This window comes from Neobacillus sp. D3-1R (assembly GCF_052180215.1).
In the GTDB taxonomy this organism is placed as follows: Bacteria; Bacillota; Bacilli; order Bacillales; family Cytobacillaceae; genus Pseudoneobacillus.
The window spans coordinates 1,930,524-1,954,763 of record NZ_CP197471.1; the positions used below are offsets into that span (position 1 = coordinate 1,930,524).

The window sequence follows — 24,240 nt, forward strand, 5'->3', positions numbered from 1 at the left end:
CAGTATTCAGTTGATAAGGGAAGGTCTTTATTTTTAGATTGGTGTTGAAAGGAGTTTCCATGAATAAGATAGATGAATATTTTGAAACAGCAATGGAAGCCTGGAGAATGATGCAAAAGACAACAGGTGATGAGGGAGCAGAATGGGCAGAAAGATTTGAGCGCTATTTTTATGAATTTATTGATGAATTGAAGATATGGTGGCAAACTCTTGATTCAAAACCAACGAATATGGAGGAAGCCGAAGAGTTACCTGAAGTTAAAAAGTGGATGGAGCAAATTCCTGCTCCTGTTCAAATAAATTTCCTAACAGAATTAGAGGATATAATAGATGGTATAGACACAGTACGCTTTGATTAAAATTAATAGTTTCATTTTTCGAGTATTTCTTTATAAGGAGGAATGCTCTTTTCTTTGTTTTGGAAAAATAAAAACAATAATAATATAAACAAACTCGTTAATAATTTATTGTAAAACGATAAAAATTATATTAAAATCAATTTAATAATAAATAAGAGAGGTGCTTTTTTAATGAAACAAGGAACAACACTCTTTTTAAAGATGGCAGTTATTCTGATTGGACTTCCTATTCTTGCTTTGTGCATCTTCTTGGTGCCTAATATAGCGGATTTTGCAGCAGAATTGTATCCAGGTCATACTTATTTGAAATATCTTGTATTTATTGATTTGTATGCAGCGGCGATCCCTTTTTACATGGCACTGTACCAGGCTTTTAAACTTTTAAGTTATATTGACAAGAATAATGCGTTCTCTGAATTATCGGTTATGGCTTTAAAAAATATTAAAAAATGTGCGATCACAATTAGCAGCTTGTTTGTTCTTGGATTGCCACTTTTCTATCTCGTGGCAAATGCAGATGATGCTCCAGGTGTTATGGTAATTGGATTGATCTTGATTTTTGCCTCAACAGTCATCGCAGTATTTGCTGCTGTTCTCCAAAGGCTTTTGCAGGAAGCAATAGATATAAAATCAGAAAACGATTTAACGGTCTGAGGTGAATAAGATGGCAATTATTATTAATATTGATGTGATGCTGGCAAAAAGAAAAATGAGTGTGACGGAACTTTCGGAGAGGGTGGGAATCACGATGGCAAACCTTTCTATTTTGAAAAATGGGAAGGCAAAAGCGATTCGAGTATCTACTTTAGATGCAATTTGTAAAGCTTTAGACTGTCAACCTGGTGATATTTTAGAATACCGAAGTGATGAAGATGCCTAATAAAGCAGGTCTTAGCTATTCAGAAAAAACTTTGCAGAGGCAAATGATGGGAGCAGTAAAACAACTTGTTCGTTTTGGTTGGGAGCAGGCGCTCTCCTGTCTGTTCCCGGTCGTTATTTTTGCCTCTTTGGCAATGACACAAATCATCCCACTACCTTTCCTGCCAAGGTATGACTGGCTGCTACTTATTTGCCTATTGATGCAGTGGGGGATGGTTCGTTCTGGGCTTGAAACACGGGATGAATTAAAGGTAATTACATTATTCCATCTTATCGGACTCGCACTTGAACTTTTCAAGGTACATATGGGCTCCTGGTCATATCCTGAGGAAGGATATTCTAAAGTATTCGGAGTGCCTTTGTATAGTGGATTCATGTACGCGAGTGTGGCGAGTTATCTTTGCCAAGCATGGAGAAGGTTAAAGGTTGAACTAGTGAAGTGGCCCCCGTTTTTGGTAGTTGTACCTCTAGCTGCTGCGATCTATTTGAATTTTTTCACCCACCATTATTGGATAGACGTTCGTTGGTGGTTATCTGTACTTGTCATAGTCGTCTTTTGGCAATCATGGGCCACATACGAGGTCAATGGAACACGTTATCGTATGCCACTCTCTCTTTCTTTTGTACTTATCGGATTTTTTATCTGGATAGCTGAAAATATCGCAACCTTCTTTGGAGCTTGGAAATATCCAAACCAACAGGAAGCTTGGAGTCTTGTTCATCTAGGGAAGGTGAGTTCCTGGCTCTTATTAGTTATTGTTAGCTTTCTAATCGTAGCAACGTTAAAGCAAGTGAAAGGGAAAAATTCAATTAAGGTTGAAACTAGTAAACAATTATAAATGTAGTGAAACAATATCGTGGAACAAGAAAAATCGGGTGGTGCCTGTCACCAAAATAAGACTTGAGGAATGATGATTATTCTCAAGTCTTTTTTTGTATAAGAGTCTATTCTAAACCTTTTAGGGTTGCTTGACTGGTTCGGTGGACGACAAAGGCTCCAATTAACAGGAAGATGGACAGAGTGATATATAAGATGTTGTCGCCTCCAAGGTTAAAAAGCAGTGAACCGAGGAGCGGTCCTATCGCGGCACCTGTAAATCGAACAAAATTGTAAACACCCATTGCTGTACCTTTTTGTTGGACAAATAGATTGACCAAGGATGTTGATTGTGATGGTAAACTAATGCCAAGCAACACACCGTAGCAGAGTAAAAATAAGACTAAAGCTGGAATGGATAGAATTTTTAAGAAAAGAAAAGCCCAAAAGCCGAGAACCACGATTCCTGTTCCATATGCTGTGTACAAAAGGATGAATGTATGGTTTAAAAAGGCTTGAATTCTTCCACCAAGGATAGTTCCAAAGACGATCCCAGCGGTAAGCGGCATAAAAAACAAACCTTTATACACCATTGGGACAGAATATAATTCGTCTAGTAAACCAGGTATGAATACAAGAAATATGTAATAGCCGTAAAATTGAACAAAACCTAGTAAAATGACAGAAAAAGCGGCACGGTTCATTAAAATTCCTTTAAAGGTTTGAAACGTTATCTTCTTTGATGCGATATCTTTTGTTAAAGTTTCCTTTAAAACAATGCGGTTATATATGTAGGCGAATAAAGCACCAAATGCTAAAATGGCAAAAGCTGAATGCCACTCCGCATAAGCGGCTATTAAACTTCCAACGACTGGTCCTAGGACAGGGCCAAGGAAAACCATGGTTTGATAGACGCTCATGGCCTTACCACGTTCCTTTGGAGCATAAATGTCACCGATGACAGCAGCAGCCACTACAGAACCAGTGGTAATTCCAAATGCTTGAAGGGCGCGTCCAAATAGAAACAGGTAATAGTTTGGTGATAAAAAGCAGATCAATGAGCCAACCATAAAAATAAGTATTCCAGGAAGAAGAATCGCTTTTCGCCCACGAGTGTCAGATAATGGCCCAACAAGAAATTGGTTGATTGCCAAAACAAAGGTATACAAGGATATCGTTAAATTAACAAAAAATTGATTGACCTCATAATAATGGCCAACCTCCGCAAGACTTGGCGTATAAATCGTTTGGGTAAACGGCCCTAAAAAGGCGGCAATAGACAAGCCAATAAGTATCTTACCTTTACGGTCCTCCATGATGTCACTTCCTTCAATGTAAGGGTTATTTCGCAACTAGAAATATAATTTATATAGTAACAGAATGTGAATGTAAATGCTCTTAATAAATGTTGCAATAAAGGATTTTGGGAATTTCGCAACAGTAGTGACATCAATATGTATAGGTTTGCCTAAGTGAAGGTTTTTATTGATTTGGCGCAGAGAAACATTTTATGAAAAGGGAAGAAAATACTTGACTAGAAAATTCTGTTAGTTTAATCTAAGTATTCCGCGCATTTATAAGGAAGTAAACCGCTCACACAACTAACCCAAATTCAATATAAGAGGTGACTCGTTAGAGAATGAGCTCGAATGATCAATTGTCTGTTTATGAGCATGTGGATTATCAAGAAGAAGTGGAACGTTTGGAGTTTACGAAGGAGTATATCCGGACGGTTGTAGATGTTTCGAAGGGAAACAAAGAATTTTTTGTAGAGAATATGAAACAAGCCTTTGCGAATTTAGATCCTTCTGATAGTAGTGCGAGCTATACGGACTTACTGGCTAATGCAAGATTTCTCGATTTAGCTCAAAGCGAGCTTAAAAGGTTAGAGAGTGTGATAACCAAACCTTATTTTTCGAGAATCAACTTTACGAGCGACAGTCATAAAAACGAAGAAATTTTATACATTGGAAAGGTTTCATTGTTTGATCGTGTAACACAAAAGCCAATTATTGTGGATTGGCGGTCACCAATTGCCAGTGTGTACTACGATGGACGTCTCGGAGAGGTTTCGTATGATGCTTATGGAGAGACTCAAACGGGTTTCTTATCCTTAAAAAGGCAATATGAGATCATCGAGGGAAAGCTGAAAGAAATCCGCGATATCGATTTAACAACTCACGATGAGCTTTTACAAAAATCATTGTCTGGAAAGGCAGACAATCGTTTAACAGAAATCGTAGCGACCATCCAAAATGAGCAAAATGAAGTGATTCGAGCATCACTTAAACACCCTATTATCGTTCAAGGTGCTGCGGGAAGCGGGAAGACAACGATTGCACTCCATAGAATATCCTACTTTCTCTATACCTTTGGTTATCAATTTCCTCCAGAAAAATTAATGATTCTTGCACCAAACCGATTATTTATTGATTACATATCTGCTGTATTACCCGAACTAGGCGTAAACAAGATTAACCAAACTACCTTTGTTGATTTTATGAAAAGCTGTCTAGGTAAAAAAATCAAACTTTTTTCTCCGAATACGAAACTGATGAAACTTCTTGATGGAAGTGGAAATAGCAAATCTCTCCAATGGGTTTCGAGTTATAAGGGTTCCCTTGCTTTTATGGACCTGTTGAACCGCTATATAAAAGATGTGGAATTGAAACTGGCTCCGAAAGAGGATTTTATCATTGAAAAGACGGTTCTGTTGAAGGGGAAAACCCTAAGACAACTATTTATAAAAGAATATACCTATATACCAATCTATAAGAGGCTCGATAAAATAAAGAACTTATTAACAAGCGATTTACGAACAAAGAAAGCCATTATGTTATCAAAAGTAGTCAAGAAATATGATGAGGTTCTGGATCGTGCCCTTTTTACCACTAGGATGGAAGAAGAGAAAAGAAAACAAAAAGTGGTCTCCATCATGGATCGGAAGGAAGAAAGATTAAAGAAGATTGACCAAGAAGCAAAGGTTGCGGTAAAAAATTATATGAAAGAGTTTGTGATGAAGGATATTTTTACTGTATACAAAGAGCTTATGTCTTCGGAGGAGCTTTTGAAAAAGTATTCCACCACTCTTTCAGATAAAGAATGCAAGGTTCTTAGTCAGCATTGCAGAAGGATTTTTGAGAAAGATGCCTATGAATTAGAGGACCTAGCTCCATTATTTTATTTAAAAGCAAAATTAGAGGGAATCGACGAAAAGTATAAAATGAGAAGCATCTTTATCGATGAGGCGCAGGATTACAGCTATTTTCAATTTGCTGCCTTAAAAGAGGGCTTTGAGACAGACTTGTTTACAATTGTCGGAGACTTGGCACAGGGGATTCATTCTTATCGCGGCTTAAATAGCTGGGAACCATTAGTAAAGGAAATTTTTCCAACGGCCAATTACCAGGCGCTGCAAAAGAGCTATCGTACAACCGTAGAGATTATGAATCTGGCAAATGATATTCTTAACATTCTTAATCAAGATTTACCACAGGTGCAACCGGTTATCCGGCATGGTGAAAAACCTCTTTTTAAAAGAATTGACCCTAGCCAACATGACAAGGTAAGACAAGTGTTGGAAGAGGATATTTCATCCTTAAAAGAAAAAGAACTTAACTCGATTGCGATAATTGGCCGAACCGATAAAGAATGTCAACGAATCTATAAAATGCTGGAAAAGAGTCACCAGCCTATCCAGCTTTTAGAAGAAAAGGAAGATATGAAAAAGGGGAACGTGGTCATTTTACCTTCGTACTTATCAAAAGGATTAGAGTTCGATGCCGTTCTGGCTGTTTCCTTAGAAGAACCGTATTCAGATGTTGACCTAGATATCAAACTGCTATACGTCGCCATGACAAGACCCATGCATCGTCTGTACCTATATGGCAGTGAACCTGAAAACTTCTTACTGAATAGAGCGAATCGGTTAAATTTTGAGTGATGCATGGGGACGGTTCTCTTGCTTCTTTTTGAAGCAAGAGAACCGTCCCTTTGCTTTATGGGCGTTGGATCGGATTATTCAGGGAGAAGTTTTTGATCATTTTTTGAAGGTTTTTGTGTCCTTCTCTTAGTTTGATTGTTTCTTCGAGGATTCGTTGAAATCCTTCTAAATCTCGGTCTGAAGCATTGAGTAGAGATTTAGGGATACTTTCGACAATTTGTTGCATCGTTAGGTCTGCCACGGGCATAACCGCCTTCCATTTTTAATTTTTGTTTCATCTAAAATTAGACATATTATTCAGCTAAGATGGTCTTTTGATAGTGCTCATAGAATACTTTAAATAATCGTTCATCTCCACCACGGTCAGGATGAAGGGCTTTTAATAATTTCTTAAACTCTTTTTTTAGCAAATCCTTATCAGCTGCCTCATCTACACCTAATAAGGTGTGGAAGGAGGGCGGATCTTGGTTAAAAAGGGCATATTCTGCTTTTACCATTTTCTTTAAGGAATGAACTTTCGTTTGGGCAATTTTGATGGTGGTTTTTAATTCTTCCAATTCTTCTTTTAAACGTTGATTTTCGTAAAAAGTTTTTTCCCACTGTTCGAAATCAACTCCAAACTGTTTGCTTTTATTCTCCATTTTCTTTTCTACTATAAAGCTAGCAATATCTCCAGGAAAAATATGAAAGTCAATATGATAATCCTTTGTCCGTTTTGCCCTCATTTTTCCATCTAGTATCCAGCGTATGACGGTCTCTTCATCACTGGTAATGCCTTCGCTGCTAAGTAATTCCGTTACTTCCTTCACATTTAACATATAATCAACTCGTTTAACGTTACTAGTTTAGCCACCTATTTCTATTAAAAAATGGTTAATTTCAATTTATCATATATCCTAGATTTTAATTTTACAGGTTTATTTAATTTTGATGTCATCTGTAACTAAAATAACGTTTATATTAAATTTTTTGGAAGATGTTGGTTGAAAAATGAAATTATTGTGAATTGAATCACAATCAAACTAAAAAAGGATAAAATATACATAGATAGTATCTATCACCTTAGGTTACGGAGGTTGGGAAAATGGGGAAAACAGGATACTGTAGTGATTGCTTTATCTTTATTACCTGTCCATGGCTATGTACGAATCATAATGACAAAACCGAAGAACCGCTTAAAGATTGTAAGACGAAAGAAAATTTGGGAGAAAGTATTTAACAGAACCCATGTATGGTAAGGTGTAGTATTTTTATGAAAATAAATATAGGTGCCTGCTTCCAAAAGTGGTGGCTAGGCATCTTTCTTTATAGAAGTTGAAGATGGTACAGGCAAGTTTGTCACATTCACACATAACTATATTAAAAAGAATATAGTTTAGGAGAATAGGGATGACAACAATTTCATCGTATGAAGCTTCCAAGATAGCTTTTACGGAAGTGTTTGTTAAACGAAATCACATTGAAACTCAAGTGGGTTACCCGTCTCATAATACGACTCTTTCTAACTCCGTTGCGGAAAAAGAGACCGCTTGGCGTTTGGCAACGGATATTCAATTTTTATCGATTTTGGAGCATCAAGGGAGATTAAATGGGGAAGTCCATTTGGCGGAACTTGTTTTGGAACATTTAAATTTAGCTTTAACTAAATTAGAGGAGCAACTGAAGCAAGAAACCTTTTATCTTAACCTATTTTCACCGTATACTGCCCAGAATTTAATTGCCTTCACTTTTGTAAAAAAATACAATATAAACGCTCTAGAATACAAATATGACTCAATGGCCACATCGATTGTTGAAACGTATTTACCGCTATTTTTAAGAAGTGCTGTTGATTCCTACAAGGAAACTACCGTCACTTGGGAACCAACACTCTTTGGTGATGGTAGCGGGACGCTCACGTATGAGGAACTGACAGAAGAGAAGAGACATATTGTAGCCCCAAATGGAATTAAACGCTTCGCCGGGTCATTAAATGTTTATAGTATTATGGGTGGAGCTTTAGGTTTATATGGAGCCTTGTTATCTGAAGTTCCTCCGAATCGTTATGAGTATCGAAATGAAATAGTGGAACTTGGGAAATTGGCTATTTCGATGAGTGACAGTGGAAATCGGTCAATTGGTCATTTAAACAATATTGGTGGTGGCAGGAAGGATGGAGGATTTATCTCCACAGGTTACGCCTCTTGGGTGGCAAGAGGATTAGCCCAAATGGGAACGGGGACTACCTTTGAATTAAATCATCCTAAATCTATGTTTATGGATGAGGCCCAGCAAATTAAACAAGGGTTATTGACGGTTTTATCAAGAAAAGGATACATGCCGGATGTATTTGTTGATTTTTATGGTCGTAACTCGTTCAATACGAGGGATGTTGACTTAGAAACGGATAAAACAATTTATTTGTATGAACTAGCATGGTGTGGTGATCAAGTTGCTATGGATACGATTGAAAGCCATTTAGCTACAAAGCATGGACTTGGTAAAGAGCACCCAATCATTATAGATAGTTTACTATCAGATGAAAATAGTGTGTTGGGGAGCAATGCGCATAGAGCTCTGGCTGGTTTAACAGCTGGTATGATCAAATCTTTATACTTTAACTATGGCGATATGTAAGCGGGGGAACATTTCTCTAGTTTTTTTTTTGTTTTGCATTTAATATTTCAAAATAGGTGTAGAAATAATGAAGCGGAAGAACCGTCCCCATGTTTGAGAAAAAGGAGAAAGGAGAAAATGAAAGGTATGTAGGTCATTTACTTATTCCGGAGGCAAATATGATTCAGAGGGTTCTTCTAAAAATTAAAAATAGTATTTGGTTGATTCCGGGTTTTTATTGTGTTTTATCATTGGTTATCGCGATTGGTGTGATTATGGTTGATACCCGATTTTATAAACAAGCGGAAATGGCTTTACCCGATATCCTGTTAACGAGTGTAGATTTATCGCAAACCATTTTAGGAACCATTGCAGGTTCACTTTTAACGATGACAACGCTGACTTTTTCAACGATTATGGTCGTGTTGACGACGTATTCGTCGCAATTTTCTCCTAGGACCCTTCGGAATTTTGTTACCAACCGAGTGACCATGCGTGTGTTAGGGATATTTATGGGGGGATTTGTGTACTCCATTTTTTCACTTTTGTTCATGAAAAGTAATCTTCATCATCCGGTTATTTCTTCTTGCGTTGGAGTGATATTTGCTTTAGTTTGTCTTGCTTTTTTTGCTCATTTTATTCACCATGTTGCGACGTTTATTCAAGTTTCGAATTTAATCGATATTTTAACAGAAGATGTATTAAAAATTGTTGAGTCAAAAATAAATATGATAAAGCAAAAGAAACATGTTTTTTTCATGAAAGATGTGTATCTCATACCGCCTTCCTATCAAATGAAAACAAAAATTCATAGCCCAAAACATGGATATCTTCAACTTCTTGATTATGACGAGCTGCTAAGGTTAGCGGTTGAAAAGGATCAAATCATTGAAATCAACCAAAAAATCGGTCAATTTATATCAACAAATCATAGTATATTGACAGTCTATCATCGAGGAGAAGAGCTAGAAGGTGATTATCAGCCAATCATTACTGTTGGTAGAGAAAGAACGACGATGCAAGATGAAGAATTTGCTTTGAGAAAAATTGTCGAGATTACGCTTCGGGCAATTTCACCTGCTATCAATGATCCGAATACGGCAATCGATTGTATCCATCATCTTGGATTAGCCTTAGGGGAGGTATGTAGGTTAGATGGTCATTACCTTATTTATAATGATGAGCAGATGAAAGCAAGAGTCATTGTTCCTCAAAAACCATTTGAAGAAATTTTATATTTAACCTTTTATCAAATAAGTCATTATGGAAGGGAAGATATATCGGTTATATTAGCTGTCTTTGATGCACTCATGATGATTGTAGAAAAGGGAAGTCAAGAAATCAAAAGGATTGTTTGGGGATTTAGTCATTACCTATTAGAAGGAGTCAGCTTCAAGCAATTAAAGCAGCTCGACCAAAAAAATCTGCAGGATAAAATATCCAAGCTAAAATGCCTTTGCCAAATGAAATGAAAAGTGTCAGGTGTTTCGTAAAATACATAACGATTCCCTGACACTTTTTTTAGTGGGAGACTAAATGGTCAAGCCAAGAAAAATCTCGTTTATCAAGAGCAAGATCGATTAAGGTTTGTAAATCTTGTGGATCCAGTTCCACTTCGTCGCGCGATACTACCTTCATGACATACACCGTAGACTCCTCATTAACCTCAGGTATATAGACCTTAGCTTCTAATCTGCCCATAGAGGTAACAAATCCAAAAACCATTTTATTGGAATTTTTATCAAAAAATTCGACCCAGGAACCAATCTCAACTTTGTTTTGCTTCTTCATAAAAGCTCCCTCCTAAGAAGAAATTCGATTCACAAAAAATATTTGATAATACTATTTTATTACTTTTTATATCGAATCTAGGCAGTCTTTTTAGAATAGTTTGTGAATTTTTAGAGAAGGTGGTTAAACGTGTTTAGTGGTCGTTAGGTCATGGGTTAGAGATTTGAATGGTTTTTTGATAAAACCTTTATATTTATATATGTGATAAGTTCTTAATATATAATTTCAATGTTTCTGTTTCATGAGGCATTTTAATAGTTGAATCAAAGTCAAAGCCCAGCTTACCAAGGAGTTTTTGTGAGTTAACATTATCTAAAGTTGTAATGGCTACCATTTTATGAAGAGAAAAGGCCTTTTTTCCATATTGGATAACGGCATCCGCTGCTTCAAAGGCATATCCTTGCCCTGTGTATTCTGGCAAATAAGCAAATCCAATGTCCACATACTGTAAGGTGATTCGCTTGATAAGACCACATAATCCAATCGGCGTGCCTAATTCCTTTAACGCGACGATGTACAGCCCGAAACCATATTCCTGATACATTTTAATAGGTCCAGATTCAATGTATTTCTTCGCATCAAGCTCTGTCTTTACCCCTTTATCCCCAATATATTGAATCCAAGAAGGTTCATTTAGTAACCTTAAGATAAATCCTGAATCATTAAGGGTCACCTTTCGAATAGAAAGTCTTTCGGTTTGAATGATGCTCATTTATAAAGCCTCCTCGGTTAAATTAATTCTTACTTTTCACAGTTTGGGTATCTAACCTAATATTGTTCATTAGAGTGATTTTCTATTTTAATAGTAACATGGTAATGTTGTTATTAAAGATTTTATTTTCATTTGTATTTTTCAAAGGTGAGGGTGAGAATGATGGACTTTGAGGCAATCATGCAAAAGCTTCAAGAATGGGGCTCTGAGCAAACAAAGCGTACATTTATGAATCATGGGATAGAGGAGCCAAATTTTGGAGTCAAAATAGGCGATTTGAAAAAGCTCGTAAAGTATGTGAAAAAGGATCATGACTTGACCTTACAATTATATCAAACAGGAAATCATGATGCGATGTATTTGGCGGGTCTATCAGTTAATCCGAAGCTCATGTCAAAGGAATCCTTACAAGAATGGGTTCAGAAAGCTTACTGGTATATGCTTGCAGAATATACAGTGGCTCAGGTGGCAGCAGAGAGTAATTACGCTCTTGAACTGGCTAGAGAGTGGATGGAATCCGATGAGGAAATGATTTCTGTTTGTGGGTGGAGTACCTATTCCAACTATTTATCAATCACACCTGATGAAAAACTCGATATAGCGGAACTTAACGAACTTTTAAACCATGTAAAAAATACGATTCATGAAGAGAGAAATCGAGTACGTTATGTAATGAATAATTTTGTTATTTGTGTAGGTGCCTATGTAACGGACCTAAATGAGGAAGCAAAAATAGTAGCAGAACAGATAGGAAAGGTGCAAGTAGATGTCGGAAATACGGCATGTAAGGTGCCCCTTGCTACGGATTTTATTAAAAAGATTGAAGAGAAAAATCGCGTAGGGTTAAAACGGAAAACATGTATATGCTGATATTTTTCAACAATTGAACAAGAATTACCAAGACTATTTTTCGAGGAGTTTTTGCGAAATAGGGAAGGATGATTATGTAAAAGGGGCATAAATCTATTCAAAGAGTTATGCCTCTTTTATATTGAGTTAATAGTTTTAAAGAGAGTAACCACGGGTTCAAAAAAGAACAAACCTCTTACTTAGGGAGCTCCATTTGAAAAGTAACCTCGGACATATGTACTAATTTTACATCAGACAGCAGATTTCTATCTTTTTCTCTTATCTCTATGAAACCTGTATCGTATTGATACAGCACTAGATAAATCTTCCCTTCGAACAATACTTCTTGGTTAAAATATTCCATAGGTTCACCTTTTATTTAAAATAGGTACATATTACTACTTTAACAAAAGAATAAAAAAACTGATTTCGTCATATTTACGGATTTCACCTATAAAATCATCTATTTCCGCTAAATATCATCGGTTTTTAACTAAAAGTATAACTAGAGGAATATTCCTGCCTTGAAATGGGCCTTTAAGGATTTCCATTTTATTTTGAAACTGCCAATAAGGAAAAGGGCCACTTAGTTGGCCCTTTTTGTTATTTTTTTAAAATTGGGTATCCTTCTTGTTAAATTTCGCGCTAAGAATTCCCTGTTATAGTGTTGTTAAGGTTTTCTTATGCATAAATCTTAATGTGATGATGGTTAAGAGTATTGACAACACTAGGTAAACCGTTAATGCCATCACATCGCTTTGAAGTAGATGGTAATCACCTGTTGATATGATGGTCCGAAATCCTTGGACCGTATACCACATTGGCAAGAGTGAATGGATGGTTTGGAAAAATGGTGGTGTCAATTCAATTGGAAACGTCCCTGCACTGGAAGTCAGCTGTAGAACCAATAAAATGATCGCCATAAACCTGCCCGCATTATCTAATAAAATCACCAAAAATAATATAACCGACATAAAGATTAAGCTGGAAAAGAAAGTGAAGAGATACAGATAACTCTTATTTAATGGGTCCAATCCAACCATATGAATTAAAAATACGTTGGTTATCAAGCTGTGTCCAACCGAAATGAGTGCTAACAGCAAAAATTTCGAAAGATACCATGCCAATGCTGATGGTGGTTTACTAATGGTATCCTTTAACGGAAGCACGGTGGTAAGAAGAAGGGCTCCAACAAACAAACTTAGTGACAGAAAATACGGTGCGAGCCCTGTACCGTAGTTAGGGACACTGTGCACCAATTGTTCCTTTAGTCTAACCGGATTGGACATCATTTCATAAATAGGTTGTCCAGGATGGATGGACTGAATTTCTTTTGCTCCACTGGCTAGTTGATCCGCTAATCGTTGACTACCAGAAGATAGGCGTTCTTCACCATTCTTAAGTGAATTTAAGTGCCCAATGACAGCATTCCAACCGTTGTACACATTGGCAGTACCATTTGATAACGTTGTTTGAGAATCAGCGATTTTCTTAGCACCATCAGATAGATTACCGAGTTTGGTTGTGATCGTCTGAGTGCCACTACTCAATGATTGAACGCCTTGATAGGATTGATGAATGCCTTGACCGAAGGCTGTGAAATTGGAATAAAACTGGTCTAATCCACCACTTAAATTCTGACTGCTTTTGACTAGTTCCTGGAATGTTGGATCATTCTCTAACTCTGGATTTGCTTTACTGTATCCTTCCAGTGCTTGAGATAATTGCTTGCTTCCAGATGAAAGCTGCATCATGCTCGATTCAAGCTGACCGGAGCTCGTGTTAAGTTTGGATAAACCAGTTTCGAGTGAACGGACTCCCCTATTCATTTGTGAAGCACCTGCCTGAATCTGATCGGCGCCTTTGGATAATTCGGAAGCGGCTCCACTTAGTTTTTTCGATCCGGATGATAATTGGCTGAGTGGATTTGATTGCATTTTCATCCCATCAATGATTTCCTGTGTGCCTAGTGACAGTTTGTTCGTTCCTGCTGTGAGTTGTTCGGCACCTTTACTTGCCTCTGTAAGGCCATTCCCAACCGTGGTAATTTGATCAAATAACGCTTCTGCATAATTTTTGCTTAGCTGCTGTGATAGTTTTGTGCGAATCTTATCCACACCGGTTCTGCCAATTTGCGAGGCAATGAAATTGCTCCCAACATTAACTTTGTAATACAAATCAAGTGGTGTAGGATGTTGAGTCGTTAAGGTAGTGGCTCGTTTTGAAAATTCGCGCGGTATGTAGATTTCAAAATAATACTGATTGTTTTTCAGCCCTTTATCCGCCTCTTCCTTGCTGACAAATTGCCATTGGAAACTTTTATCCTGTTTTAATTGTGTAACAAGTTCGTCGCCGATGGCATAAGTGGTGCCTTGGTATTGGACCTCCACATCTTCATTCACAACCGCGACCGGCAGCCTCTCCAAATGGGAATAAGGATCCCAATTCGCTAATAAATACGTTCCGCTATACAAGGAGGGCACAAATAAAATGACAAAAATAGCTACGAGCAATTTCCACTTTTTAAAAATGGATGCCCACTCACTTTTTATCCACGAAAACATACTCAATTTACAACCCCTTTATTTATAGGCAATGGTTATCTTTAACAGTTTGCGTATAAATTACGGATATATGTAGGTTAAGTAAATTAGAAAAGGTGGGGGAGGAATAGATGGAGAAGTAATATATTTGGTATGGATATGTACTTTTTTGTGATAAAAAATAAGCCAGTTTACTGTAGGAGGCAAAATGAATAAATGGTTGGATGCTGCTGTTTTGAACAATATCAGTTGGTGTGGAATAATTTGTGAAACTCATGGTATAAGCGATTTTACAAGAGAAAATGTTTGGGGACTGATGTCGGAAGCCCCTCCATATTACCCTGATCTGATTACATCAAGTAATCTTGCAACTTCTAATGAAGTCATAGATGTTATGGGTGACAGGAACATCAAATCTTTAAAGGATAGTTTTGCGAATCTGGAGTTGGAGTCTTATGGTTTTCAGGTCCTATTTAATGCAGAGTGGATTTTTCATCCTTCTGTTACTTCGAGTGAGAAAATAGATTCAAATTGGACTACGGTCACTTCAGAGGATGAATTGGCAAAATGGAATATGGCTAATAGTACGGAGAATATCATCCTTCCAAGTATCTTAAAAAGGGAGGATATGAAGGTTTTTATACATGAATATGAAGGAGGATTATCAGGGTTTATCGCTCATCTAGATGCTGAGGTCGTTGGCGTGTCAAATGTATTTTCAGAGGAATATCCAAGTGAAAAGCTATGGAAGGATATTGTTCAGTTAGTATCCAATCAATTACCGAATTTCAATTTGGTTGGATACGAACGAGGAGAAGACGTAAGCAATGCCATTTCTTGTGGTTGGGAGTCATTAGGTCCACTTAAGGTATGGTTCCATACTGCACATGGTGATTAGGTGAAGAGTAGAGTAGATAGCCAACCTCATATCAACCGATTTTCAATTTTTATCATCCGAAAATGAGAATTTATCAACCGGTTTGGAACTTTTATCAACCGAAATTCAGATTTATCAACTTCAGAAAGAATGAGAATGTTAAACTAAAAAATTTCAGCAAGGTCAGGTTACTAGTTAACCTGACCTTTAGAGGTTTAAGAGTTCATCCGTGGGGATGTAGGAACTTGTGAAAAAATAAAATGAGTAACTGTTTGGGCGTAAGGGTTTACGTCTTCAATGAATTTCTCAGCTTGTGAGAAGGTTTCGAAGTGTAGCTTAAGCATATAACACGCATTTCCAGCAATTCGATAACAGAATTGTACATTTGGGAGTTTCTGAATAAAGTTTTTAAAAGACTTATAATCTCCATTTTTGACGGTTGCTTCTACCATACATTGGATAGGTAATCCTAATTTTTCGTAATCTAGTTCTACTGTATAGCTTTTGATAATGCCGAATGATTCCATTTGTCTTACCCGTTCAGTGACAGAAGGGGACGACAAATTAATTCTTCTTCCAAGTTCACTCATTGATAAGCGACTGTTGTGATGTAATTCATCTAATATTTTTCGGTCGATATCATCTATTTTCATTTTTAATAAAATTCTCCTTTAATCGTTAAAATACGAAAGATAACTAAGGTTTTTAATAACAGATTTAATGTAATTTAGAAATCTTGTTTTCTATAATTAAATTAACAAAGGAGGAGATGATATGGCAAGAATCAAGGAGTCTAGTTTTGGAGACACACCATTTCAACGTCTTTTGGGACATAACCCAGAAGTGATGCAAGGGTGGACGAATTTAGGAAACGTATTTGAAAAGGGCGGTTTGCTAACTTATGAGCTAAAGGAACAAGTTAGGAGAACATTGGCCCAAAGTAATGGTTGTGAGTACTGTAAAGCGAAAGGTACACCTGAACCTGAGAAGTTTGATGAAAAAACTTCCGTTGCAGTTGGTTTTGCTGAGGTATTTTTAAAGCAAGGACATGATATTTCTGATAGCTTATTTCATGTTTTGCAAGGAAGCTTAAGCGAGGCAGAGATAAGCGAACTTATAGCCTTTATTACTTTTACCACTGCTTCCCAATACTTTGGAGCACTTATGAGACTAGAAGCTTAATGTAATGAAATACGAATAGAAAAGGAGTTGCGGATAAGGCAACTCCTTTTCTTTATGTAAGCATTAGTAACTTTATCCTATTTAAAAGGTAAATAGAATTTTTTAAAGAATTTATATTTAGGCTGTTTTATCACTGAATGTTGATTTAAATGTGTTTGAAAAAATAAACGGAAAAATTCCGTTTATTTTGGGAAATACCAATATTTCCTTAAAAATAAGGGGAGTTTTTCCGGTTATCATATCTAGACCTTTGAGTTTCCGTAATATTTAGAGCCGTTAATCGGAATTTCTCCGCTTATATCTGCTCATTTAGCTTCCTCTATATACATTAGCAGGAGTTTCTCCGGCTATTAATTCTCATACCTACACGAAAATCAACAATGAATAATAACAGAGCTTATATTTAAAGAAACAAATTTTATTTTTTTGAGGTGGATATTTTGTCACAAGCTGCACTTTTAACTGTAACACATGATCCAATGGGTAAAAATATGAATCTTTTTAATGAATTAAAAAAGGAAATCAAGGATATTTACGGGGAACTTTATATAACAATTAGCGATGAGTCATCAATAGAGTTAATAAAGGAAATGGAGGCAAGTGGATTTAAAGTGAAATTGATCCCTAAACAAGGTGCAGCTCAAGCACGAAGAGAAGTAGTAAAGTTTGGGCTATCAGGTAAAAGTGAGTATTATCATTATTGTGACTTTGACAGACTGTTAACGTGGGGGAAAAACCATCTGTTTGAATTAAAAACGACAGTTTCAAAGATTCAAAATCACGACTATATTATTTTTGGGCGTACGAAGCGTGCAATGAACACTCATCCGGTGGAATGGATTGAAACAGAAAAGATAACCAATTTGATCTGTTCTTTGGAATTGGGGAAAAATGTTGATATAACAGCTGGTTCATGTGCTTTTTCAAGGAAAAGTGCTCAGTTTATTAACAAGTATTCAAAGGAAAAGATGACAGATGCTGAATGGGCAATGATTATACATAGAATGGCTAAATTAAATATTGATTACACCTCAGTTGAAGGATTGGAGTATCACGATGAAACGAATGGAATCTTGAGAGTGATGAGTGAATCTGAAAAATGGTTAATCCGGTTACAGCTTAGCTTCATTATTAGTGAAACAGCTTTAAAAGTAGGAAAGTAGATGTAAATATTTAATCTAACTTTAGAAGCTATTCAGCCATAAAAATCTCGAAAAGGGAACATCTCCTACAAGATAGAACTAAGAGAAAATTAATTTGATACATTTTAATTTTTCTATTAAATAAAGGGCATACTGAAATATAAAAAAAGGTGTGTTCTAAATATGGATTTTCCAACGATTCATACGAATTTTTGGGATGCTGTAGTTGCAGTCCCGGTTGTTTTGGTTTTAACACAGCTGTTAAAGATTTTCTTGAAAATACCACGAGTTTTTGTACCAACGGTCGCTCTTGTGATTGGATTAATCATTTCGGTTTTTATCAGTCATCGACACCACCTGATAACAGGATTATTTATGGGGTGGTTTTATGGTTATGCGGCTATAGGGTCATACGCTTCATTGAAAACAACTATTATTTCATATAGAAATCGGAAATGAAATAATGATGGAATTTAACCTTTTTAAAAAGGGTATGTAATAAAAGTAAAAACAAGGCTTTCAAAGGTTTATCCTTAGATATTGTAAAGAAACTAGTGCCTACACCTATAAAAAAAACGACAACTAATGGGGATAAACCTTCTATGAAGCAGCCTCATTTTGGTTATTTTCATTACCCGGACTTTCACTTTGCCCTTGATCACTTTTATCTGGATCGATGAAACATGCGTTTATATGGGATGCAGTAGAAGAACCGTCGCCCATTGTAAAATTAGTCCCATTTGTTTTAAAGTTGGAGGTATGGCTATTTTGAAGCGTTTTACCAATATTGATATTTGAATTTTGACCCAAACATTTTACGTTTATATGGTTAATGTTTATATTTTGGCACATGACAAATCTCCTTATTTATGTTTTTTTAGATAACTTAGTACAAGGTATGAAATATTTAATCTATTGGTAATAGGCATTTGTGCCATTTTATATCGTTTTTACAATCTTTGATTTATAAAGGAACCTGTATCGTTATAAAAGCGAAATCAAGATTATTGCCACATTTAAAGGAATGTATGTCCGCTTAAATCTTTTAACCTACCAATTCCAAAGAAAAACATTGTCACCAGTTCATTACGAATACAACTTTTTAGGTAATATTTACTATTTGAGAAGGGGATTTTATCCTTTTAGGAGAATTATAAGATTACTATGTTATTTAAGCGGCGGTGGAAGTTGAATGTTTTATTTTGGTCAGTTTTTGTACCATGTTTTAATTGTACTTTTTCCTATCTTTTTTCATCATTTATACATATACGGAAAACAACAGGATAAACAAAAGAGAGATTTAAAGTTTGGCTTTATTATTATCATCATGTTGTTTTGTACAATGTCTTATCCTGTGGAATATCAAAATGGATACTTATATGATTTTAGAGTGATTCCAATATTAATCGCGTTTTTATATGGGGGATTTTTTCAAGGATCCATCACATTATTACTAATGTTAATTTATCGATTTATTGTTGGTGGAAATGGTTTTTACATTACGTTAATTAATTATTTCATCCTAACATTAATAATCTCGTTCATTTATCGTAAGTTCAAAAATTTTCAAATTCGAAACAAGATGATTACCATCAGCCTTTTGTACTGGTTTATTGCTTTAACTAGAGGTCTTACCTTAATGAAAACCGGACAATATGATCAACTTCCTTTTATGTTAACGTTCTCGCTTTTAACATGGTTAACGTTAATTACGGTTTTCTTTGTCATTGAAAATTTAGAACAGCAAACCAAAATACAAAGCCAACTGCAAAGGGCGGATAAGCTAAATGTTATTAGCCAGCTTGCAGCTTCTGTGGCGCACGAAGTCAGAAATCCAATGACGTCAGTATTTGGATTTCTACAATTACTGCAAGGTAATCCGACCTTGGATAAGACTGGCAAGAAGTATATAGATATCTCATTAAAAGAGTTAGAACATGCTCAATCTATTATTAATGATTATCTGGCACTAGCAAAACCAAATAGTAAGAGCCCGACTTTAATAAACTTAACGGAAGAACTACATAACACGATCGAATTAATGACCTCCTACACGAATATTAAAAATGTAAAAGTGGAGTCCTCTATTCAGGAATCTTTGTTCCTCAAAGGATTAAAGGATGAAATGAAACAGGTATTAGTGAACATTATGAAAAATGGCATCGAGGCAATGGAAAAAGGTGGCCTACTTATGGTTAATGCCTTCCAAAAAGAGCAAACGATTGTGATTGAAATTCAAGACAACGGAAAAGGGATGAACAAAAAACAGTTAAAAAATTTGGGAACCCCTTTTTATTCAATGAAAGAAAAAGGTACTGGAGTAGGACTTACTGTATCCTATCAAATTATTCACTCGATGAAAGGCAGCGTTGATGTAGAGAGTGAAGAAGGCAAAGGGACCAAGTTTACCATTAAGTTCCCATGCAATTTATTCTCTTGAAAACAGAGAACTTTTTATACTCTGATAGTTTAATAGGAGAAACAAAATGAACTTATATTGCAAGAGTGCTCTAAATCAAATTAACATAGCATTAACAAAAACGAGTGAAATCATGGACCAGTTGGAAGAGTCGGATTTACAAAAAAGACCAACACCGGATAAACATTCAATTGGCGAGTTATTAGAACATATTGCTTTAATTTGCAAAGCGGATTTCCTGATAGCTCAAGGAGCCACAATCGATGAGATGAATGATTTTTACTCATCTTCTACATATAAAAATTTGCACGAAATCAAAACTGGCTTATTGGTCAATTTTGGGATACTTGAAGGAACCTATCTGAACTATACAGAGGTAGAACTACAAGAAGAAATTACTTCTTTTTGGGGTGTCACTTACACTAGATATGAATGGTTATTAGAAATTTTGGCTCATGTTTATCATCATAGAGGGCAACTACATGCCATCCTTACTCACTGTTATCAAAAAGATCCGAAAATATTAATGTTTGAATAGAAGAAAATAGGATGTGAAGGTTGTTCCAGGATACTAAAAAATAATGATTGTTGAAAGGAGAAATTTATTAATGCTTATGCCTGTTTGGGTAATATTATTGATCTGTATTATTCCTATAGCAATCTATTTTTATTTCTCAAGGAAAGCATTTGACCTATTGTACGACAGTAAACCAATGATATGTCATGTATGTGGGAAACACTACACTCCTATGAAAAAAGTAATCAATAGTTCCTTATCCGTAACCTGTCCGCACTGTGGAACCATACATTAATCAAATGAATGACTTTATGGTAGACCGTCAGCTGACGGTCTATTTTCGTTAATAGAGGAATTTCTTTCCTGGAAGTGGAATATGACTATGGAAAGAATAGAGTTGGAGGGAAGGTATTTGTTTAATAAAATAACTAAAGTACTGGTCATAACCTTTATTTTCCTCATTTCAATTATGACAATAAATCCTTCTAATAGTTTTGCTTGTAGCTGTGCAAAACCTCTGGGGGTTAAAGAAGAGTTTGAGCGTTCAAAAGCTGTTTTTTATGGAAAAGTAATGGAGATTAAAGATCAAAAAGTCAATGATGGATATATAGTTAAGAAGGTATTATTTGAGGTGAAGACGACCTGGAAAGGTGTCTCTGAATCTCAAATGATTATTGTCACTGGGCAAGGTGGAGGTGACTGTGGTGTTAAATTTACTCAAGGTGAGGAATATTTGATTTTTGCGAATGATTCTTCCATATATGGTGATACGGATTATCTTTCTACGGGCATTTGTGATTTAACTAATGAATATCATGATGCAAATAAAGATCTATTACTATTGGGTGAAGGAATGCCACCTACGCAAGATGTAAATCTAGAAAATGAATTTAATCGCTCGGGCATTAGCCCATACATTTGGGTCTTAGTGGGTGGGATAATTGGACTTGTAGGAACCATTATTTGGTTTCGTAAAAAAAATAAAAGGAATTAAAAAAGTATTTTTACTTAAGGTGCGTTTCTAGAGAATATCATTTTTGTATTTTTAAAATATATGAAAAAAATTATGTCTATAGGAGGAAAAAACAGATGGAGTTTAGGACACCTCAAATTAACCTTTATGTAGAAAATTTGGAAGTATCCAAACAATTTTATGAAAAGCTAGGATTCAAATTAAGTTTTACTGCTGAAATTGAGGGTAAGGAAGTTCATCATGAATTATTACTGGATGGTTTTAATTTAGGGATTGCCACGAAAGATTCTTTAAAAGAAGTTCATGGAGTAACCCCTGGAAAAAATGCCGGATGTGAAATAGTATTATGGACAGATGATACGGATTTAGCGATTCAATATTTAGTAGAAAATGGAGCAACTTTGGTATCGGAACCTCATGATTTTTTAGATAATAAATTAAGATCGGCTTGGGTGCAAGACCCCGATGGTAATCCGATTCAAATTGTTTGTAAGAGAAAGGAGCAGTAGCAGTTAAAACAGATTTACGCTCATTGTTAAATGATTTCTTCCATTTCTCATAAAATATTCTCCGTGTTGATATTTTAGTTATTTATAGGACACAGATTCCGCTATTAGGGTAAAAAACATGGTTTATCCTAGTTTATAGGACACACATTCCGTTATTCACTATATTTCTATAAAAAAAGCTTATTTTAGAGGCAATAACGGAACCATAGTCCGATAAATCTCTAAAAACAACCTTTTTTCGTAATTTAACGGAACCTGTGTCCTTTAACTTTAAATATACCAATACTTTAAAGCATGTGATACTTTGGAAGTAATTACCATATGCTATTACAAAAGTCCTTAAAAGGAGAGTTATGTATGCAACGGATTCGATTTATGTTGAAACAATTCTTAAAAGAGCCTTTATGGTATAAGATACTAATCTCAACCACTTTACTTATTTCAATCATATTTAGCAGTTCATATTTTTCTTATAATCCTTATTATCAAAGCTTCTCCAAATTAGCTGCTGCTATCTTTTTTGGTGCATATGGAATTAAATTAAAGAGTAATCGTAAAACTTCTATCATCTTATTATTTATTTCAGCTCTATGTATATATCTATCTATTTTAGCGATTTATAAGTGATGTTTCTTAAATAACTGACGATAAGCTTATGTTTGAGAACTAAGATAGCTTAATAGCTTTTATCTAGGTTGATTGGGATTAATTTAGGGTTAATTAAGGACGTAAGGCTAATCTCGAAAAAGGAGATTAGCTTTTTTGTTGAAGTAAAGTGGAAGATTGGTTGAAAAAGGAATTTGTTTTTAATTCTTGATTTGTTGAAGAAGGATAAGAAGGTCGTTCCTTTTTTTGATAAAGAAGAATAAATTTGCTTTTGATTTTTTTGTGGGATTTCTCGAATTGTATAAGTCCTTAAACAATAAATTTAGTATAAAATATAATAATAATATATTGATTATCGATAAATGTTATATTATTATGGTTATAAATTTAATGGGTGGGGTGCTTTATGGAACGTGGAACAATAACCTTTTTAAAATCGGCTTTGTCTATTATTGGTTTTGTAACTTTAAGCTTGTGTATCTTTGCATTACCATCACTTGCGAGTTATACAGCTCATATGTATCCAGAGTTTGCATTTTTAAAATATCCTGTTCTAACTGGACTATACTTTTCAGTGATACCATTTTTCTTCGCTTTGTATCAGTCATACAATCTCCTAAATGTTATAAAGTTAAAAAAAGCCTTTTCAGAAGCAGCCGTAATACCGTTAAGACGTATTATGATTTGTGCCATGATCATTACCATCATTTATGTCATTGGAATGTTGCTAATGGCTGTCTTGAACACTTTGCTTCCTGGGATAGCCATTATTGGTATAGCAGTCATTTTTGCAAGTCTTGTTATTGCGTTCTTCTCGGCTGTACTTCAGCAATTGTTAAGAAATGCGATTGAATTAAAATCAGACAACGAATTAACAATCTGATTATTATTAATGTAATGTTGGGAAATTTTGAGAATAAGTTAACTTATTCTAACGATGGTGCTCTTCTAGAAGGGGATAGCTTTTGAAGTTACGGTAGCTGTAATTAATCAAGTACGTAAGGCTAATCTTAAAGAAGGAGATTAGCTTTTTTTGTTGAAGTAAAGGGGCAGGTAGTTATTTATTTCTTGAATTTTAATTTACTCTAAAATAAAAAAGGGAGCGAGTGTATGATGATAAAAGGATTCGGGGGAATTTTTTGGAGAACTAAAAATCTAGATGCTGTAAAAAAATGGTATGGTGAAGTGCTGAAGATCAATTTTGAAAATTGGAATGGAGCCATTATTACACCGCAATCAGACAATGAAACGATTTTTTCTTTCTTTACAGAAGATGACCAGTATTTCCCATCAGAGCAGCAAGTGATGTTAAACTTTCAAGTTGAAAATTTAGATGACTGTATCAATTATCTTGAAAAAATGGGTGTTCCCCTTGAAAAGGAAAAAGAGGTTAGTGAATTTGGTGAGTTTATTTGGATTAAAGATCCTGAAGGTAGACTAGTTGAGCTATGGGAGAAATAACAAGTTGTAAAGATTCGTATTTTATTTAGTAAACATAAGCGAAAAGAGGAATTGAGATTTACGACT

Annotated in this window: 28 protein-coding genes; 20 read left to right on the forward strand and 8 right to left on the reverse strand. The window is 35.4% G+C overall.

All coding sequences use genetic code 11. From position 1 onward, the window contains the following. Positions 1–59 precede the first annotated feature (59 nt). The 4 genes from ACSBPO_RS09825 to ACSBPO_RS09840 all read left to right on the forward strand — a co-directional run bounded on the left by ACSBPO_RS09825 (position 60) and on the right by ACSBPO_RS09840 (position 2,077). Positions 60–359 carry a hypothetical protein gene (locus tag ACSBPO_RS09825; protein ID WP_442599873.1) on the forward strand — a complete coding sequence of 100 codons (300 nt, stop codon included), beginning with the start codon at positions 60–62 and terminating at the stop codon, positions 357–359. 171 nt (positions 360–530) lie between these two features. Next, on the forward strand, positions 531–1,013 hold the full coding sequence (locus ACSBPO_RS09830; protein WP_442599874.1) for a DUF2975 domain-containing protein: 483 nt from the start codon (positions 531–533) through the stop codon (positions 1,011–1,013). Between the two features lie 10 nt (positions 1,014–1,023). Continuing rightward, entirely contained in the window at positions 1,024–1,239 is a 216-nt protein-coding gene (locus ACSBPO_RS09835; protein ID WP_442599875.1) for a helix-turn-helix domain-containing protein, read from the forward strand. 46 nt (positions 1,240–1,285) lie between these two features. Beyond that, a complete protein-coding gene (locus tag ACSBPO_RS09840) occupies positions 1,286–2,077 on the forward strand; it encodes a DUF817 domain-containing protein (RefSeq protein ID WP_442600338.1) in 792 nt (263 codons plus the stop codon). Positions 2,078–2,183: 106 nt separating this feature from the next. On the opposite strand, the gene ACSBPO_RS09845 is transcribed toward ACSBPO_RS09840, so the two are convergent. After that, on the reverse strand, positions 2,184–3,371 hold the full coding sequence (locus tag ACSBPO_RS09845; RefSeq protein ID WP_442599876.1) for an MFS transporter: 1,188 nt from the start codon (positions 3,369–3,371) through the stop codon (positions 2,184–2,186). Between the two features lie 323 nt (positions 3,372–3,694). Between ACSBPO_RS09845 and helD the strand changes: the two genes are divergently transcribed. Next, positions 3,695–5,998 (forward strand): RNA polymerase recycling motor HelD, encoded by a 2,304-nt coding sequence (gene helD / locus ACSBPO_RS09850; protein ID WP_442599877.1) that lies wholly within the window; start codon positions 3,695–3,697, stop codon positions 5,996–5,998. 55 nt (positions 5,999–6,053) lie between these two features. Here helD and ACSBPO_RS09855 read toward each other — a convergent pair whose 3' ends face one another. Next, positions 6,054–6,239: a hypothetical protein gene (locus ACSBPO_RS09855; RefSeq protein WP_442599878.1), complete on the reverse strand. Its 186-nt coding sequence runs from the start codon at positions 6,237–6,239 to the stop codon at positions 6,054–6,056. A gap of 52 nt (positions 6,240–6,291) precedes the next feature. Continuing rightward, positions 6,292–6,816, reverse strand: a complete 525-nt coding sequence (locus ACSBPO_RS09860) for a hypothetical protein (protein WP_442599879.1) — start codon at positions 6,814–6,816, stop codon at positions 6,292–6,294. Positions 6,817–7,082: 266 nt separating this feature from the next. On the opposite strand from ACSBPO_RS09860, the gene ACSBPO_RS09865 reads away from it, so the two are divergent. The 3 genes from ACSBPO_RS09865 (at position 7,083) to ACSBPO_RS09875 (ending at position 10,065) form a co-directional block, all read left to right on the forward strand. Then, the gene (locus tag ACSBPO_RS09865) at positions 7,083–7,217 is read left to right on the forward strand and encodes a hypothetical protein (RefSeq protein WP_442599880.1); all 135 of its coding nucleotides are present in this window, start codon (positions 7,083–7,085) and stop codon (positions 7,215–7,217) included. 170 nt (positions 7,218–7,387) lie between these two features. Next, positions 7,388–8,614: a hypothetical protein gene (locus ACSBPO_RS09870; protein ID WP_442599881.1), complete on the forward strand. Its 1,227-nt coding sequence runs from the start codon at positions 7,388–7,390 to the stop codon at positions 8,612–8,614. Positions 8,615–8,772: 158 nt separating this feature from the next. Continuing rightward, positions 8,773–10,065, forward strand: a complete 1,293-nt coding sequence (locus tag ACSBPO_RS09875) for a DUF2254 domain-containing protein (RefSeq protein ID WP_442599882.1) — start codon at positions 8,773–8,775, stop codon at positions 10,063–10,065. A gap of 49 nt (positions 10,066–10,114) precedes the next feature. Here the strand turns inward: ACSBPO_RS09875 and ACSBPO_RS09880 are convergent, their stop codons facing one another. Together ACSBPO_RS09880 and ACSBPO_RS09885 are read right to left on the reverse strand one after the other, a co-directional pair. Continuing rightward, positions 10,115–10,384 (reverse strand): hypothetical protein, encoded by a 270-nt coding sequence (locus ACSBPO_RS09880; protein WP_442599883.1) that lies wholly within the window; start codon positions 10,382–10,384, stop codon positions 10,115–10,117. A gap of 193 nt (positions 10,385–10,577) precedes the next feature. Further along, a complete protein-coding gene (locus ACSBPO_RS09885; RefSeq protein WP_442599884.1) occupies positions 10,578–11,096 on the reverse strand; it encodes a GNAT family N-acetyltransferase in 519 nt (172 codons plus the stop codon). 162 nt (positions 11,097–11,258) lie between these two features. Here ACSBPO_RS09885 and ACSBPO_RS09890 point away from each other — a divergent pair, with 162 nt between their 5' ends. Beyond that, positions 11,259–11,966: a DNA alkylation repair protein gene (locus tag ACSBPO_RS09890; RefSeq protein ID WP_442600339.1), complete on the forward strand. Its 708-nt coding sequence runs from the start codon at positions 11,259–11,261 to the stop codon at positions 11,964–11,966. A 638-nt stretch (positions 11,967–12,604) separates the two neighbouring features. Here the strand turns inward: ACSBPO_RS09890 and ACSBPO_RS09895 are convergent. Beyond that, the gene (locus ACSBPO_RS09895) at positions 12,605–14,509 is read right to left on the reverse strand and encodes a YhgE/Pip family protein (protein WP_442600340.1); all 1,905 of its coding nucleotides are present in this window, start codon (positions 14,507–14,509) and stop codon (positions 12,605–12,607) included. 187 nt (positions 14,510–14,696) lie between these two features. Between ACSBPO_RS09895 and ACSBPO_RS09900 the strand changes: the two genes are divergently transcribed. After that, positions 14,697–15,386, forward strand: a complete 690-nt coding sequence (locus tag ACSBPO_RS09900; RefSeq protein WP_442599885.1) for a hypothetical protein — start codon at positions 14,697–14,699, stop codon at positions 15,384–15,386. A 194-nt stretch (positions 15,387–15,580) separates the two neighbouring features. On the opposite strand, the gene ACSBPO_RS09905 is transcribed toward ACSBPO_RS09900, so the two are convergent. Further along, the gene (locus ACSBPO_RS09905; RefSeq protein ID WP_442599886.1) at positions 15,581–16,018 is read right to left on the reverse strand and encodes an Lrp/AsnC family transcriptional regulator; all 438 of its coding nucleotides are present in this window, start codon (positions 16,016–16,018) and stop codon (positions 15,581–15,583) included. A 121-nt stretch (positions 16,019–16,139) separates the two neighbouring features. Between ACSBPO_RS09905 and ACSBPO_RS09910 the strand changes: the two genes are divergently transcribed. The 3 genes from ACSBPO_RS09910 (at position 16,140) to ACSBPO_RS09920 (ending at position 18,148) form a co-directional block, all read left to right on the forward strand. Beyond that, entirely contained in the window at positions 16,140–16,547 is a 408-nt protein-coding gene (locus ACSBPO_RS09910) for a carboxymuconolactone decarboxylase family protein (protein ID WP_442599887.1), read from the forward strand. Between the two features lie 440 nt (positions 16,548–16,987). After that, positions 16,988–17,710 carry a hypothetical protein gene (locus tag ACSBPO_RS09915; RefSeq protein WP_442599888.1) on the forward strand — a complete coding sequence of 241 codons (723 nt, stop codon included), beginning with the start codon at positions 16,988–16,990 and terminating at the stop codon, positions 17,708–17,710. Between the two features lie 162 nt (positions 17,711–17,872). After that, entirely contained in the window at positions 17,873–18,148 is a 276-nt protein-coding gene (locus ACSBPO_RS09920; RefSeq protein WP_442599889.1) for a hypothetical protein, read from the forward strand. Positions 18,149–18,289: 141 nt separating this feature from the next. Here the strand turns inward: ACSBPO_RS09920 and ACSBPO_RS09925 are convergent, their stop codons facing one another. Next, positions 18,290–18,541, reverse strand: a complete 252-nt coding sequence (locus tag ACSBPO_RS09925; protein ID WP_442599890.1) for a spore germination protein — start codon at positions 18,539–18,541, stop codon at positions 18,290–18,292. Positions 18,542–18,881: 340 nt separating this feature from the next. On the opposite strand from ACSBPO_RS09925, the gene ACSBPO_RS09930 reads away from it, so the two are divergent. The 7 genes from ACSBPO_RS09930 to ACSBPO_RS09960 all read left to right on the forward strand — a co-directional run bounded on the left by ACSBPO_RS09930 (position 18,882) and on the right by ACSBPO_RS09960 (position 24,174). Next, positions 18,882–20,129: an ATP-binding protein gene (locus ACSBPO_RS09930; RefSeq protein ID WP_442599891.1), complete on the forward strand. Its 1,248-nt coding sequence runs from the start codon at positions 18,882–18,884 to the stop codon at positions 20,127–20,129. A 46-nt stretch (positions 20,130–20,175) separates the two neighbouring features. Next, on the forward strand, positions 20,176–20,646 hold the full coding sequence (locus ACSBPO_RS09935) for a DinB family protein (protein WP_442599892.1): 471 nt from the start codon (positions 20,176–20,178) through the stop codon (positions 20,644–20,646). Between the two features lie 391 nt (positions 20,647–21,037). Next, positions 21,038–21,619 (forward strand): hypothetical protein, encoded by a 582-nt coding sequence (locus ACSBPO_RS09940; protein ID WP_442599893.1) that lies wholly within the window; start codon positions 21,038–21,040, stop codon positions 21,617–21,619. A 95-nt stretch (positions 21,620–21,714) separates the two neighbouring features. After that, complete coding sequence (locus ACSBPO_RS09945) at positions 21,715–22,107, forward strand: VOC family protein (RefSeq protein ID WP_442599894.1); 393 nt, start codon at positions 21,715–21,717, stop codon at positions 22,105–22,107. Positions 22,108–22,464: 357 nt separating this feature from the next. Then, positions 22,465–22,734, forward strand: a complete 270-nt coding sequence (locus ACSBPO_RS09950) for a hypothetical protein (protein WP_442599895.1) — start codon at positions 22,465–22,467, stop codon at positions 22,732–22,734. A gap of 385 nt (positions 22,735–23,119) precedes the next feature. Next, positions 23,120–23,596 carry a DUF2975 domain-containing protein gene (locus tag ACSBPO_RS09955; RefSeq protein WP_442599896.1) on the forward strand — a complete coding sequence of 159 codons (477 nt, stop codon included), beginning with the start codon at positions 23,120–23,122 and terminating at the stop codon, positions 23,594–23,596. A 230-nt stretch (positions 23,597–23,826) separates the two neighbouring features. Continuing rightward, complete coding sequence (locus ACSBPO_RS09960; protein WP_442600341.1) at positions 23,827–24,174, forward strand: VOC family protein; 348 nt, start codon at positions 23,827–23,829, stop codon at positions 24,172–24,174. Positions 24,175–24,240: the final 66 nt, after the last annotated feature.

Excerpts from the sequence above, each read along its gene's own strand:
- ACSBPO_RS09865 (WP_442599880.1), top strand. The coding sequence starts at position 7,083 with ATGGGGAAAACAGGATACTGTAGTGATTGCTTTATCTTTATTACCTGT.
- ACSBPO_RS09895 (WP_442600340.1), bottom strand. The coding sequence starts at position 14,509 with ATGTTTTCGTGGATAAAAAGTGAGTGGGCATCCATTTTTAAAAAGTGG.
- ACSBPO_RS09835 (WP_442599875.1), top strand. The coding sequence starts at position 1,024 with ATGGCAATTATTATTAATATTGATGTGATGCTGGCAAAAAGAAAAATG.
- ACSBPO_RS09885 (WP_442599884.1), bottom strand. The coding sequence starts at position 11,096 with ATGAGCATCATTCAAACCGAAAGACTTTCTATTCGAAAGGTGACCCTT.
- ACSBPO_RS09830 (WP_442599874.1), top strand. The coding sequence starts at position 531 with ATGAAACAAGGAACAACACTCTTTTTAAAGATGGCAGTTATTCTGATT.
- ACSBPO_RS09945 (WP_442599894.1), top strand. The coding sequence starts at position 21,715 with ATGGAGTTTAGGACACCTCAAATTAACCTTTATGTAGAAAATTTGGAA.
- ACSBPO_RS09925 (WP_442599890.1), bottom strand. The coding sequence starts at position 18,541 with ATGTGCCAAAATATAAACATTAACCATATAAACGTAAAATGTTTGGGT.
- ACSBPO_RS09950 (WP_442599895.1), top strand. The coding sequence starts at position 22,465 with ATGCAACGGATTCGATTTATGTTGAAACAATTCTTAAAAGAGCCTTTA.
- ACSBPO_RS09890 (WP_442600339.1), top strand. The coding sequence starts at position 11,259 with ATGGACTTTGAGGCAATCATGCAAAAGCTTCAAGAATGGGGCTCTGAG.
- ACSBPO_RS09825 (WP_442599873.1), top strand. The coding sequence starts at position 60 with ATGAATAAGATAGATGAATATTTTGAAACAGCAATGGAAGCCTGGAGA.
- ACSBPO_RS09900 (WP_442599885.1), top strand. The coding sequence starts at position 14,697 with ATGAATAAATGGTTGGATGCTGCTGTTTTGAACAATATCAGTTGGTGT.
- ACSBPO_RS09875 (WP_442599882.1), top strand. The coding sequence starts at position 8,773 with ATGATTCAGAGGGTTCTTCTAAAAATTAAAAATAGTATTTGGTTGATT.
- ACSBPO_RS09905 (WP_442599886.1), bottom strand. The coding sequence starts at position 16,018 with ATGAAAATAGATGATATCGACCGAAAAATATTAGATGAATTACATCAC.
- ACSBPO_RS09870 (WP_442599881.1), top strand. The coding sequence starts at position 7,388 with ATGACAACAATTTCATCGTATGAAGCTTCCAAGATAGCTTTTACGGAA.
- helD (WP_442599877.1), top strand. The coding sequence starts at position 3,695 with ATGAGCTCGAATGATCAATTGTCTGTTTATGAGCATGTGGATTATCAA.
- ACSBPO_RS09930 (WP_442599891.1), top strand. The coding sequence starts at position 18,882 with ATGTTTTATTTTGGTCAGTTTTTGTACCATGTTTTAATTGTACTTTTT.
- ACSBPO_RS09910 (WP_442599887.1), top strand. The coding sequence starts at position 16,140 with ATGGCAAGAATCAAGGAGTCTAGTTTTGGAGACACACCATTTCAACGT.
- ACSBPO_RS09845 (WP_442599876.1), bottom strand. The coding sequence starts at position 3,371 with ATGGAGGACCGTAAAGGTAAGATACTTATTGGCTTGTCTATTGCCGCC.
- ACSBPO_RS09840 (WP_442600338.1), top strand. The coding sequence starts at position 1,286 with ATGGGAGCAGTAAAACAACTTGTTCGTTTTGGTTGGGAGCAGGCGCTC.
- ACSBPO_RS09955 (WP_442599896.1), top strand. The coding sequence starts at position 23,120 with ATGGAACGTGGAACAATAACCTTTTTAAAATCGGCTTTGTCTATTATT.
- ACSBPO_RS09880 (WP_442599883.1), bottom strand. The coding sequence starts at position 10,384 with ATGAAGAAGCAAAACAAAGTTGAGATTGGTTCCTGGGTCGAATTTTTT.
- ACSBPO_RS09935 (WP_442599892.1), top strand. The coding sequence starts at position 20,176 with ATGAACTTATATTGCAAGAGTGCTCTAAATCAAATTAACATAGCATTA.
- ACSBPO_RS09920 (WP_442599889.1), top strand. The coding sequence starts at position 17,873 with ATGGATTTTCCAACGATTCATACGAATTTTTGGGATGCTGTAGTTGCA.
- ACSBPO_RS09960 (WP_442600341.1), top strand. The coding sequence starts at position 23,827 with ATGATAAAAGGATTCGGGGGAATTTTTTGGAGAACTAAAAATCTAGAT.
- ACSBPO_RS09860 (WP_442599879.1), bottom strand. The coding sequence starts at position 6,816 with ATGTTAAATGTGAAGGAAGTAACGGAATTACTTAGCAGCGAAGGCATT.